The sequence below is a fragment of the Pseudomonas lini genome, from assembly GCF_964063345.1.
Classification (GTDB): Bacteria; Pseudomonadota; Gammaproteobacteria; order Pseudomonadales; family Pseudomonadaceae; genus Aquipseudomonas; species Aquipseudomonas lini_B.
Genome location: NZ_OZ061318.1, coordinates 983,099 through 995,903 on the forward strand (window position 1 = coordinate 983,099; position 12,805 = coordinate 995,903).

The 12,805-nt window shown below is 59.9% G+C and carries 11 protein-coding genes; 5 read left to right on the plus strand and 6 right to left on the minus strand.

The genetic code is table 11. The features are described 5' to 3' along the window. Window positions 1–24 precede the first annotated feature (24 nt). Together AB3226_RS04595 and AB3226_RS04600 are read left to right on the plus strand one after the other, a co-directional pair. Window positions 25–705, plus strand: a complete 681-nt coding sequence (locus tag AB3226_RS04595; RefSeq protein ID WP_367372200.1) for a heavy metal response regulator transcription factor — start codon at window positions 25–27, stop codon at window positions 703–705. Further along, the gene (locus AB3226_RS04600; RefSeq protein WP_367372201.1) at window positions 705–2,054 is read left to right on the plus strand and encodes a heavy metal sensor histidine kinase; all 1,350 of its coding nucleotides are present in this window, start codon (window positions 705–707) and stop codon (window positions 2,052–2,054) included. The genes AB3226_RS04595 and AB3226_RS04600 overlap by 1 nt, the downstream gene beginning before the upstream one ends. A gap of 138 nt (window positions 2,055–2,192) precedes the next feature. Here the strand turns inward: AB3226_RS04600 and AB3226_RS04605 are convergent, their stop codons facing one another. The 3 genes from AB3226_RS04605 to AB3226_RS04615 form a co-directional block, all read right to left on the minus strand. Continuing rightward, the gene (locus AB3226_RS04605) at window positions 2,193–3,437 is read right to left on the minus strand and encodes a lipoprotein-releasing ABC transporter permease subunit (RefSeq protein WP_367372202.1); all 1,245 of its coding nucleotides are present in this window, start codon (window positions 3,435–3,437) and stop codon (window positions 2,193–2,195) included. Window positions 3,438–3,502: 65 nt separating this feature from the next. After that, window positions 3,503–4,186 carry a lipoprotein-releasing ABC transporter ATP-binding protein LolD gene (gene lolD / locus AB3226_RS04610; RefSeq protein ID WP_020700644.1) on the minus strand — a complete coding sequence of 228 codons (684 nt, stop codon included), beginning with the start codon at window positions 4,184–4,186 and terminating at the stop codon, window positions 3,503–3,505. 7 nt (window positions 4,187–4,193) lie between these two features. Further along, window positions 4,194–5,444: a lipoprotein-releasing ABC transporter permease subunit gene (locus AB3226_RS04615; protein WP_367372203.1), complete on the minus strand. Its 1,251-nt coding sequence runs from the start codon at window positions 5,442–5,444 to the stop codon at window positions 4,194–4,196. Window positions 5,445–5,538: 94 nt separating this feature from the next. Between AB3226_RS04615 and AB3226_RS04620 the strand changes: the two genes are divergently transcribed. After that, window positions 5,539–6,120 carry a PilZ domain-containing protein gene (locus tag AB3226_RS04620; RefSeq protein WP_367372204.1) on the plus strand — a complete coding sequence of 194 codons (582 nt, stop codon included), beginning with the start codon at window positions 5,539–5,541 and terminating at the stop codon, window positions 6,118–6,120. Window positions 6,121–6,134: 14 nt separating this feature from the next. After that, complete coding sequence (locus tag AB3226_RS04625) at window positions 6,135–6,857, plus strand: glycerophosphodiester phosphodiesterase (RefSeq protein WP_367372205.1); 723 nt, start codon at window positions 6,135–6,137, stop codon at window positions 6,855–6,857. Between the two features lie 42 nt (window positions 6,858–6,899). On the opposite strand, the gene sthA is transcribed toward AB3226_RS04625, so the two are convergent. Continuing rightward, entirely contained in the window at window positions 6,900–8,294 is a 1,395-nt protein-coding gene (gene sthA, locus AB3226_RS04630) for a Si-specific NAD(P)(+) transhydrogenase (RefSeq protein WP_008073074.1), read from the minus strand. A 206-nt stretch (window positions 8,295–8,500) separates the two neighbouring features. After that, window positions 8,501–9,487 (minus strand): FAD:protein FMN transferase, encoded by a 987-nt coding sequence (locus AB3226_RS04635; protein WP_367372206.1) that lies wholly within the window; start codon window positions 9,485–9,487, stop codon window positions 8,501–8,503. Window positions 9,488–9,751: 264 nt separating this feature from the next. Between AB3226_RS04635 and AB3226_RS04640 the strand changes: the two genes are divergently transcribed. Beyond that, complete coding sequence (locus AB3226_RS04640) at window positions 9,752–11,050, plus strand: MFS transporter (RefSeq protein WP_367372207.1); 1,299 nt, start codon at window positions 9,752–9,754, stop codon at window positions 11,048–11,050. Between the two features lie 195 nt (window positions 11,051–11,245). Here AB3226_RS04640 and AB3226_RS04645 read toward each other — a convergent pair whose 3' ends face one another. Further along, window positions 11,246–12,709 (minus strand): glyceraldehyde-3-phosphate dehydrogenase, encoded by a 1,464-nt coding sequence (locus AB3226_RS04645; protein ID WP_367372208.1) that lies wholly within the window; start codon window positions 12,707–12,709, stop codon window positions 11,246–11,248. Between the last annotated feature and the right edge of the window lie 96 nt (window positions 12,710–12,805).

Genomic DNA, 12,805 nt, shown 5'->3' on the forward strand with positions numbered 1-12,805 from the left:
CCGTTCCAATTGCCCGAGCCGCCCATGAAACTGCTGATTGTCGAAGACCAACCGAAAACCGGCCATTACCTGCGCCAGGGCCTGACCGAGGCCGGTTTCACCACCGAACTGGCGGCCGACGGCAACACCGGTCAGCAATTGGCGTTGAGCGGCGATTACGCCTTGCTGATCCTCGATGTGATGCTGCCCGGTCGCGATGGCTGGCAGATTCTGCAAGCAGTGCGCGGCGCAGGTCTCGACACGCCGGTACTGTTTCTTACAGCGCGAGACGCAGTGGAGGACAGAGTCCACGGCCTGGAACTGGGCGCCGACGACTATCTGGTCAAACCGTTCGCCTTCTCCGAACTGCTGGCGCGGGTTCGTAGCCTGCTGCGTCGCGGCAATACCACGCCTCAGGAAACCAGCCTGCAACTGGCCGACTTGCGCCTGGACCTGATTCGTCGCCGGGTCGAGCGCAACGGCCAGCGCATCGACCTGACCGCCAAGGAATTCGCCCTGCTGGAAATGCTCCTACGGCGCCAAGGCGAAGTGCTGCCCAAGTCGCTGATCGCTTCCCAGGTGTGGGACATGAATTTCGACAGCGACACCAACGTTATCGAAGTGGCGATCCGCCGTTTGCGCCTGAAGATCGACGATGACTTCCCGAACAAGTTGATCCACACCGTGCGCGGCATGGGTTATGTCCTTGAAGAGCGCCCTGCCTGATGCGCCAACTCTCACTCAGCAATCGTCTGGCGCTGCTGTTCGCAGCATGCACTGCCGTGGTGTCATTGTTCGCCGGAGTGTTGTTCAGCCGCGCCAGTGAGGCGCACTTTGTCGAATTGGACCAGCAATTGCTCGACGGCAAACTGATTGGCTTGCGCCGGGCGCTGGATGACATTCAGTCCAGCGAAAGCGAGACAAAGCTGGCCGATGAATTGAGCCGACAAGCCGATCTTTCGCTGCGCATCATTGGCAGCGACGGCCAACGCGTGTACGACAGCTCGGACCGTTTACCCAAAGACTTGCCGCGCCAGTTGGGCCTATCGACAGTGAGTGACGACGGCACCGACTATCGCGTCCTGAATGCGCCGCTGATCCCCGATAAACCCGACTCACCGCAACTGACCTTGCTGCTGGACATCACCCATCACCAACACTTTCTGCAACGCATGCAGCATCTGATCTGGCTGACGGTCGGCCTCTCGGCCCTGGCCACCGCCCTGCTTGGTGCCTGGGCGGCGCGCAGTGGCTTGCGCCCGTTGCGGCGCATGAGTGCGGTCGCCAGCGGTGTTTCGGCGCAATCGCTCAACGCGCGCCTGCCAGAAGCCAACATGCCGCCGGAACTCGCGGAAATGGCCCACAGCTTCAACGCCATGCTCGGACGCCTCGATGACTCTTTTCAGCGCCTCTCGGCGTTCTCCGCCGACATCGCCCATGAACTGCGCACACCGCTGTCGAACCTGCTGACCCACACCCAGGTTACCCTCACCCGCCCTCGCCCAATCGAGGATTACCGCGAAGCGCTGCACAGCAACCTCGAAGAACTGCAATGGATGGCGCAACTGGTCAACGACATGTTGTACCTGGCCAAGGCTGACCACGGCTTGCTGATGCCCAAGCGCGAACCGCTGGAGCTGGCGGAAGAAGCCGATGTGTTGCTGGAGTTCTTTGCACCGCTGGCCGAGGACGCTCAGGTGAAGTTGAGTCGTGACGGCAGCGCGCGCATGCAGGGCGACCGCAGCATGTTGCGTCGGGCGCTGTCCAATTTGCTGGACAATGCGTTGCGGTTTACCCCGGCCAATGGCGAGGTGCGGGTGAAGATTATCGAGCAGCCGATTGGCTTGAGCCTGACCGTTGAAAACAGTGGTGAAGGGATTTCTGAAGACTTGTTGCCGCGCTTGTTTGACCGCTTCTACCGGGCAGACCCGGCGCGTCGTGAAGGCAGCAGTGAGCATGCGGGGCTGGGATTGGCGATCACCCAGTCGATCATCCGCGCCCATGGCGGGCAGATTCGTTGTGAATCGGATAACGGATGGACGCGGTTTGTGATTGGGTTGCCGAAGGGGGATTGAGGCCAGCAGGGCCGGCCCCTTCGCGGGCAAGTCGGATCGCCGCATCGCCGCTCCCACAGTGACCGAGTTGAAACACAATGATGTGAACGTCTCGAAACCCTGTGGGAGCGGGCTTGCCCGCGATAGCGGTCTACAGGCTTACGAATACCGCAACGCCGTAGCCGGCTCGACTTTCGCCGCCCGCCACGCCGGATACACCGTCGCCAAAAAGCTCATGATGAAACCGGCGGAACAGATCAACAACACATCCGCGCCCTGCAATTCCGACGGCAAGTTACTGACAAAGTACACATCGGAACTGAAGATGTGCTGCCCGCTGACCCGCTCCATCCAGCCCACCAGTTCACTGACGTTCAGCGCTGCAATCACGCCCAGCACGCCGCCGATCAAGGTGCCGACAATCCCGATTACCGTGCCTTGCACCATGAAAATCGCCATGATCTGCCGAGGCGTCGCGCCGATGGTGCGCAGGATTGCGATGTCCGCGCCCTTGTCGTTCACCACCATGATCAGGGTGGCGATGATGTTGAACGCCGCCACCGCGACGATCATCAGCAACAGCAGGCCGATCATGGTTTTTTCCATTTTCATCGCGCTGAACAGACTGCCTTGGGTGTGAGTCCAGTCGTCAGCCTTGTAGGCAGCGCCCAGGCCGGCCGCGATGTCGCTCGACACTTGCGGTGCAGCGTACAGATCCTTCACCGCCAGGCGCACGCTCTGCACCTGATTCGGCTGCCAGTGTTGCATCTGCGCGGCATCGGCGAGGTGGATCAGCGCCATGGAGCCGTCCAGCTCGGCGCCAACCTTGAACACGCCGACCACGTTCAGCCGCTGCATGCGCGGGGTAATCCCGCCCGGTGCGCTGCTGATTTCCGGCACGATCAGGGTGATCTTGTCGCCGACATTCAAGCGAAAGCGTCGTGCAGTGATCTCACCGACCACCACGCCAAACTCGCCTGGCTTCAAGGCGTCGAGACGCCCCTGAACAATGTGCTTGGCAACGATCGAGACCTTGCCTTCCAGCGCCGGGTCGACACCGCTGACCTGGATCGGCTGCATCGTGCCCTTGTAGGACAGCATGCCTTCCATCTCGGTAAACGGCACGGCGGCGGTGACTTCAGGATTTTTCATCGCTGCGGCGGCCACTGGCTGCCAATCGTCGATAGGGTTCACGCCGACGATGGTCGCGTGGGGCACCATGCCAAGGATGCGCGAGCTCATTTCGCGCTGGAAGCCGTTCATCACCGACAGCACCACGATCATCGCCAGCACGCCCAGGGCGAGGCCGATCATCGAGGTCATCGAGATGAAGGAAACAAAGCGATTGCGGCGCTTGGCGCGGGTATAGCGCATGCCGATAAAGATCGATAACGGTCTGAACATTCGCTGGGGCACCGTATAAAAATAAAAGACCCGACGCACTGTTCGGTGCGCCGGGTTTCGGCCAATCAGATGGGTGTCAGGTAACCTTCCTGCAAATGCAGGACGCGATCCATCTGGCGAGCCAGGTTCATGTCGTGGGTCACCACCAGAAACGCGGTGCGCATCGAGGTGCTGAGTTCCAGCATCAAATCCTGAATGCCTTGAGCAGTATGGGAGTCGAGGTTGCCGGTCGGCTCGTCGAGCATCACCAGGCCTGGCTTGTTCACCAAGGCACGGGCGATGGCCACACGCTGGCGTTCGCCGCCGGACAATTCCGCTGGTTTATGCTCCAGACGATGGCCCAGCCCTACCCGCTCCAGCAACGCCGTCGCACGCTGACGCGCTTCCGGGATCGCGGTTTTACCGATCAGCAATGGCATGCAGACGTTTTCCAGCGCGGTGAACTCAGGCAGCAAGTGGTGGAACTGGTAAACGAAACCCAGCGACCGATTGCGCAGCAGGCCACGGGCCTTTTCGTTCAATGCCGAGAGTTCTTCACCGGCCAGCCAGACGCTGCCCTTGGTCGGCGTATCGAGGCCACCCAGCAGGTTGAGCAAAGTACTTTTGCCCGAACCCGACGTACCGACGATCGCCACGCGCTCACCAGGGTGCAGCTCCAGTTGCAGACCCGCCAGAACCTCTACCGATTCAGGGCCTTCCACGTAGGATTTGCCCAGGTTGCGGCAGCTCAAGATTGCTTTATCACTCATGCCCGACTCACTCATAACGTAGCGCCTCCGCAGGCTGGGTGCGCGCGGCACGCCAGGCTGGATACAGGGTGGCGAGGAAACTCAGAACCAACGCGGCGGCGCAGACCATCAACACGTCCTGGCTCTGCACTTGCGACGGCAGGTAATCGATGAAATACACGTCGGCGTTCAGGAATTTGTGGCCGATCAGCCCTTCAAGGGCCGAAATCGCGGCGCTGACGTTGAGCGCGGCGAAGATCCCGACCACAGCGCCGATCAGCGTACCGACCACGCCAATGACCGTACCCTGGACCATGAAGATCGCCATGATTGAACCCGGCGTGGCGCCAAGGGTGCGCAGGATCGCGATGTCGCCCTTCTTGTCGTTCACCACCATCACCAGCGTGGAGATAATGTTGAACGCCGCAACGGCGACGATCAGCAGCAACAGCAGGCCGATCATGGCTTTTTCCATGCGGATCGCCTGATACAGATTGCCGTGGGTGCGGGTCCAGTCGCGGGCGTAATACTTGTCTTCGCCGAGTTGCTGGGCGATGGTCCACGCGACACGCGGCGCCTGGAACAAGTCGTCGAACTTCAAGCGCAGGCCCTGGACCTGATCCGGCTTCCAGCGGTGCAGCTTCGCCAGATCCTGCAAATTGGTGATGCCCAGATACCCGTCGATCTCACCGGCACCGACGTGGAAGATGCCGACCACGGTAAAGCGTTTCATGCGCGGGAACATCCCGGCCGGGGTCACGGTGACTTCCGGCGCGACAAACGTCAGCTTGTCGCCGACCGCCACTCCGAGCTTGGCTGCGGCCTTGTCGCCGATGACGATGCCGAAACTGCCCGGCGCCAGGTCGTCGAGTTTGCCCTGCTGCATGAAGTTATCAATGATCGACACCTGCCGCTCCTGCACCGGGTCGATGGCATTGAGCAGCACTTTGGAGACCTTGCCGTTGTTGGTCAGCAGGCCCTGCATCTGGACGAAGGGCGCGACCGCCGCCACCTGCGGGCTCTGCTTGACCTTGGCGGCCAGGCTTTGCCAGTCGCTGATCGGCTCACCGGACTCGATGGTCGCGTGGGGCACCATGCCCAGCACACGGGTGCGCATCTCATGATCGAAGCCGTTCATGACCGACAGTACGACGATCATCACGACCACGCCAAGGGCGAGTCCGATCATCGAGGTCAGGGAAATGAACGACACAAAATGATTGCGACGCTTTGCACGGGTATAACGCGTGCCAATAAATACGAAGAGAGGTCTGAACATGTCGGGGCTTGTTCGGAGGGAAAAGGAACGTCCTTGTGGCGGGGGTCGATAACCAGCTTTACACTCAGACCACCGCCGCTACCATGGGTTCGCCATGTCGACATTAGATGAAGAAGATCGCCGCGAATACTACCGTATCGAGGACACGATCGCACTGGAAATTCGGCCCCTGTCTGCTCCCGAAGCCGCAGGCCAGGAAGTGTTGCAGGATGCTTCCCCTCTATTCAACCTGCTCAGCGAACTGCACCTGAGCGAATTCGAGTCGCAACACCTGCTGCGACAGATCAGCGAACGCGACCGGGCCATCGCCGCGTTCCTGAAATCCCAGAACAAACGCATCGATCTGCTGAGCCAGGTGGTCGCCCTGACCGTGCTCGGACAGATCGGCGAGCCGCAGCCAGTGATCATCTCCGAAGGGGGCATCGACTTTCAGTATCCGACGCCCATCGCCACCGGCGCGCACCTGTCGGTGAAACTGGTGCTGATGCCGCAAGCCCTTGGCCTGTTGCTGCGGGCCCGTGTCACCCATTGTGACCGCAAGGGCGACGGCTATGACATCGGCACCGAGTTCGAATACCTGTCCGATGCCCAGCGGCAATTGCTGGCCCGTTACATCTTGCAGCGACAGGCACAAGAACGACGCCTGGCCCGCGAACAAAACGAATCAGGCATTTAATTTAAGGAAGAACCGTGACTCTCATCTACGGCCATCGCGGCGCCAAGGGCGAAGCACCGGAAAACACCCTGACCAGCTTTCAGGAATGCCTCAAGCACGGCGTACGCCGCTGCGAACTGGACTTGCATCTGTCCAAAGATGGCGAGCTGATGGTAATCCACGACCCGACCCTCAAACGCACCACCGAGCGTCGCGGCAAAGTAGTCGAACATAGCGCCGCGGAGCTGGTGACCTACGACGCGCGCAAGGGTGGCCCGGGCTGGATCAAACCCTGCCCTATTCCAACGCTGGAAGAATTGTTCGAAAAATGTGATTTCGATCACTGGCAGCTAGAGGTCAAAAGCGCTTCACGCACCCGTGCCGCGACCACCGTGCTGGCGATTCGCGAAATGGCGCAGCGTTTCGGTATGCGGGACAAGATCACGATTACGTCGAGTTCACGCGAAGTATTGAAAGCCGCGCTGGACCTGGTGCCGGACGTGTCTCGCGGTTTGGTGGCCGAGTATGCCTGGCTCGACCCATTGAAGGTCGCGCAAAACTATGGCTGTGAGATGCTGGCGCTGAACTGGACCCTGTGTACGCCGGAACGCCTGCAGAAGGCGCAGCGTCAGGGGCTGCATGTGTCAGTGTGGACAGTCAACGAGCCCGCGCTGATGCGCAGACTCGCCGACTTCGGCGTTGACAGCCTGATTACAGACTTTCCCGGTTTGGCCACTGCCACGCTCGAGAATTGCTGAAATCGGTCTCCCCGGCCGGCTCAGGCCACCGGCCGGAGCCGCTCAAAAAAGCCGGTTGAGGCCATCGTACGCCGCTACCCGATAGGCTTCAGCCATGGTCGGGTAGTTGAACGTCGTGTTGACGAAGTACTTCAGGGTGTTCTGTTCGCCCGGCTGGCTCATGATCGCCTGACCGATGTGCACGATCTCCGACGCCTGATAACCGAAGCAGTGAACGCCCAGCACTTCCAGGGTATCGCGGTGGAACAGGATCTTCAGCATGCCTTGCGGCTCGCCGGCAATCTGCGCACGCGCCATGCCCTTGAAGAACGCCTTGCCCACTTCGTACGGCACCTTGGCCTGAGTCAGCTCCTGCTCGTTCTTGCCGATCGAGCTGATCTCCGGAATGGTGTAGATGCCGGTTGGCACGTCGTTGACGAAGCGCCAGCTGCCATTGTCGACAATGCTGCCAGCGGCCGAACGGCCCTGGTCGTGGGCGGCACTGGCCAGGCTCGGCCAACCAATCACGTCACCGGCGCCATAAATATTCGGCACGCAAGTGCGGTAGTTTTCGTCGACTTCGATCTGGCCACGGCTGTTGACCTTCACGCCGATATTTTCCAGACCCAGCTGATCGGTGTTGCCGGTACGGCCATTGCACCAGAGCAAGGCATCGGCCTTGATCTTCTTGCCGGACTTCAGGTGCAGGATCACGCCGTTGTCCACGCCTTCGACGCGGTCGTAGTCTTCGTTGTGGCGAACCGTGATGTTGTTGTTGCTGAAGTGGTAACTCAGGGCCTGGGAAATTTCCGAGTCGAGGAAGCTCAGCAACTGACCGCGGTTATCCACCAGCTCGACCAGCACACCCAGACCACTGAAGATCGAGGCGTATTCGCAACCGATCACGCCAGCGCCGTAAACGATGAGTTTGCGCGGGGTATGGCCGAGACTGAGGATGGTGTCGCTATCGTAGATACGCGGGTGATGGAAATCGATGTCCGCCGGGCGATAAGGACGCGAGCCGGTGGCGATGATGATGTGCTTGGCCACCAGTTTTTCGACCACGCCGTTGGCGCAGACCACTTCGATGGTTTGCTCGTCAGCGAAGCTGCCGGTGCCGAAGAACACGTCGACACGGTTACGGGCGTAGTAGCCGGTGCGCGAGGCGACTTGTTTGGAGATGACTTTTTCGGCGCTTTTCAAAACGTCCGGGAACGAGAACCAGCGCGGCTCACCAATCGCCCGGAACATCGGGTTGGTGTTGAACTGCATGATCTGCCGGACCGAGTGACGCAAGGCCTTGGACGGGATGGTGCCCAGGTGGGTGCAGTTGCCGCCGACCTGGCGACGACTATCGACCATCGCCACCTTGCGTCCTGCTTTGGCGGCATTCATTGCCGCGCCTTCTCCCGCCGGGCCGGAACCCAACACCACCACGTCGTAGTTGTAGACAGCCATGCATACTCCTCAGAACAGGCCGCGGCGCCCTCGGCACCTGCGGCTAAATCACGCCGATCTGCGGCGTGAAGGAACAATTTGGGGCCAGTGCAGAACCCGGACACAGTCTATAGAAGCGTCAACGCCGGGCACATTAACCCTTGGTCGCGTCGTAGGCTAGTTTTGCCTGCACTACAACGCCATCAAAAATGCTTTTTAAGCCGTAATCACTTGGTTTTCTCACCCGCCAGGCGCTCAAAAGCCTGATTGGTGCGTGTGACGAAACCTGTATCGGCACGAATCACAAAGAATGCACCAATGTCATGGGTTTGGGCATAGTCCCAACCCCGTTCAGGACCGAGAATCAGCAACAGCGTCGATAGGCCATCGGCCATTAACGCTGAAGGATGAATCACTGTGACTGACGCCAGGGTGTGTAGGACCGGCGCTCCGGTGCGGGCATCGAAGGTGTGGGAATAGCGCCGGCCATTCTGCTGAAAATAATTGCGGTAGTCGCCGGAGGTGGACACCGCGTAGCCGTCGACGGCGATGATTTTTTGCGCAACGTGCTGGTCGTCCCGAGGCTCTTCTAATGCGATGTGCCACGGTGAGCCGTCGAGCTTTTTGCCGACGGCCTTGAGTTCGCCGGTGGCTTCAGCGAGGTAGTTGTGGATGCCCAGCGCTTCGAGCCTTGCGGCAATCGTGTCGACCGCGTAACCGGCAGCAATGCTGTTGAAGTCGACCTCAACCGCAGCATCCTTGCACAACTGATCACCGTCGATGCGCAAGTGCGTATGGCCAACGCGCTGCTGCGTCTCGGCGAGCGCTTCTGCGCTCGGGACTTTTGCCTCACGTGCTTGCGGACCGAATCCCCAGAGATTGAGCAGCGGCTCCACCGTCAAGTCGAAGGAGCCATCGCTTTGGGATGACAACTGCTCGCCCACACGGATCAATTCGAGCACAGGGCCAGGCATGACCTGACAGCGACCGGCCGGCAGTGCGTTGAAGCGTTTGATGTCCGAGTCGCTGCGATAGGTCGAGAATTGTCGATCCACTTCGGCGAGGATATTTTCTACTTCGGCCTGCACCGCTTTCGGCCCCGGCGTGGAGGAATGTCTTACGTATTGGATGGAATAACGACTGCCCATGGTCGGGCCGTCGAAGCGTTCCAGGCTGTCGCCGTTGCCACAACCGGACAAAACGCCGGCCAGCACCACAAGTCCACTCCACCGTCCAGTTAACAAATCTTCATCTCCCCTCAAAACCGCGCCCGCCATTATGGGCCTCAGAGCGCATGAGAGCGAGGTCTGCCAGCGCCCGTCAGCCAGACGCAAAACCTGTGGGAGCGAGCCTGTGTGGCGAGGGGGCTTGCCCCCGTCCGATTGCGAAGCAATCGCAAATCCGGTCACCGCTATCGCGAGCAGGCTCCCACAGGCGCAGCGTTTTCAAACAAGATTTACCAGCGTGAGTACCTACAAATGTCTTCCAATACGAGCAACGGCAAAGCAATTTTTCGCGTCGTCAGCGGAAACTTCCTGGAGATGTTCGACTTCATGGTCTACGGCTTTTACGCCACGGCCATTGCTAAAACTTTCTTCCCCGCCGACAGCGCTTTCGCTTCCCTGATGCTGTCTTTGGCCACTTTCGGGGCCGGCTTCCTGATGCGCCCGCTGGGGGCGATTTTCCTCGGGGCTTACATCGACCGTCACGGCCGCCGCAAAGGCCTGATCATCACACTGGCAATGATGGCCGCTGGCACACTATTGATTGCCTGTGTGCCGGGTTACGCGACGCTGGGTGTCGCGGCGCCGCTGATCGTACTGCTCGGTCGCTTGCTGCAAGGCTTTTCGGCGGGCGTGGAACTGGGCGGTGTGTCGGTGTACCTCGCCGAGATCTCCACACCAGGCCGCAAGGGCTTCTTCGTCAGTTGGCAGTCCGCCAGTCAGCAAGCCGCGGTGGTCTTCGCCGGCCTGCTCGGCGTGGGTTTGAACCATTGGCTCAGCCCGCAAGAAATGGGTGAATGGGGCTGGCGCGTGCCGTTCCTGATCGGCTGCATGATCGTGCCGGTGATCTTCGTGATCCGCCGTTCGCTGGAAGAAACCCCGGAATTCCAGGCGCGCAAGCACCGCCCTACCCTGCAAGACATTGTCCGCTCGATTGGTCAGAACTTCGGCATCGTCCTCGCCGGCATGGCGCTGGTGGTGATGACCACTGTGTCGTTCTACCTGATTACCGCCTACACCCCGACCTTCGGCAAAGCCGAACTGCATCTGTCGGATCTGGATACGTTACTGGTGACGGTGTGCATTGGTCTGTCGAATTTCTTCTGGCTGCCGGTGATGGGCTCTGTGTCTGACAGAATCGGGCGCAAACCCCTGTTGTTGGCGGCGACGATTCTGGCGATCCTCACGGCTTATCCAGCGCTGTCATGGCTGGTTGCGAACCCGAGCTTCAGCCATCTGCTGATTGTCGAGTTGTGGTTGTCGTTCCTGTATGGCTCGTACAACGGCGCCATGGTCGTAGCCCTGACCGAGATCATGCCGGTGGAAGTTCGCACGACCGGTTTCTCCCTTGCCTACAGCCTGGCGACCGCGACCTTTGGTGGTTTCACACCAGCGGCCTGTACGTATCTGATCCATGTGCTGGACAACAAGGCGGCGCCGGGGATCTGGCTCAGTGGCGCGGCGGTGTTGGGGTTGATTGCGACGCTGGTGTTGTTCCGGGGCAACAAGCATGAACTGCGGACTGCACAAGCGGCCATGGTCGGTGGCGCCTAATCGATCGCCATCGCGGGCAAGCCCGCTCCCACAATGGATTTTTGGTGCAACCACTATTGTGTCAACACCACCAAAACCTGTGGGAGCGGGCTTGCCCGCGAAGAGGCCGTCCCAGACAGCACACCTATAACTGACAAACCCCACAAACAAAAACGCCCCGACCAAAGTCGGGGCGTTTTCATGTGCGGCTAAGGCTTAGCGCGGGAACGCTGGCGGGTTTACACCGGCCATGTCTTCCATCACGCGAACTACCTGGCAGCTGTAACCGAACTCGTTGTCGTACCAGACGTACAGAACAACGCGGTTGTCCTGAACGATGGTCGCTTCAGCGTCCACAACGCCTGCGTGGCGCGAGCCAACGAAGTCGGTGGAAACCACTTCCTGCGAATTGACGTAGTCGATTTGCTTGTGCAGATCGGAGTGCAGCGCCATGTAGCGCAGGTACTCGTTCATCTCTTCACGGGTGGCGGCTTTCTCAAGGTTCAGGTTGAGAATGGCCATCGACACGTTCGGCGTCGGAACACGGATCGCGTTACCGGTCAGCTTGCCGGCCAGCTCAGGCAGCGCCTTGGCAGCAGCGGTGGCAGCACCAGTCTCGGTGATGACCATGTTCAACGCGGCGCTACGGCCACGGCGATCACCCTTGTGGAAGTTGTCGATCAGGTTCTGGTCGTTGGTGTACGAGTGAACGGTTTCGACGTGACCGTTGATGATGCCGAACTTGTCATTCACAGCTTTCAGCACCGGCACGATGGCGTTGGTGGTGCAGGAAGCGGCGGACACGATCTTGTCGTCAGCGGTGATTTCACCGTGGTTGATGCCGTGAACGATGTTCTTCAGCTTGCCTTTGCCAGGCGCGGTCAGAACAACGCGGTCGATACCCGGACAGGCCAGGTGCTGGCCCAGGCCGTCGGCGTCACGCCATACACCGGTGTTGTCCACCAGCAGCGCATTCTTGATGCCGTACTGGGTGTAGTCCACTTCAGTCGGGTTCTTCGCGTAGATAACCTGGATCAGGTTGCCGTTGGCGGTGATGGTGTTGTTGGCTTCATTAATGGTGATGGTGCCATTGAACGAACCGTGCACCGAGTCGCGACGCAGCAGGCTGGCACGCTTGACCAGATCGTTCTCGGCGCCCTTGCGGACAACGATGGCGCGCAGACGCAGGCCATCGCCACCACCGGTTTTCTCGATCAGGATGCGCGCCAGCAGACGACCGATACGACCGAAGCCGTACAGGACAACGTCGGTGCCGGTACGGCCGGAACCATTCTGCTTGCCGACCACATCGGCCAGTTCGTCACGGACGAACGCTTCGGCGGTACGGCCATTGCCTTCGGCTTTGAATTTGACAGCCAGCTTGCCCAGGTCTACCGAAGCAGCGCCGAGCTTGAGCTCGCTCATTGCCTTGAGCAGCGGGAATGTTTCGTGGACGGACAATTCGCTGTCATCGGACTGGCGATGGCGAGCAAAGCGGTGAGCTTTGAGAATCGCAATGACAGACTGGTTGATCAGACTGCGGCCATAGATCGAGCTCACCACGTTGTTATTGCGGTAGAGCTGACCGATAAGCGGAATCATCGCTTCTGCGAGTGCTTCACGGTCGATCCATTCACCAAGACACTGGTCGGGCTTCTGAGTCACGGTAACCTTCCACATGTAGGGGCAGAAAAAAGGGGCTACATTATGCCGCCGAGTGCCTCCCGTAGCAATGCGCGCCTGTCGCACAGACGGTAACAAAATCCTGTTCAAAAA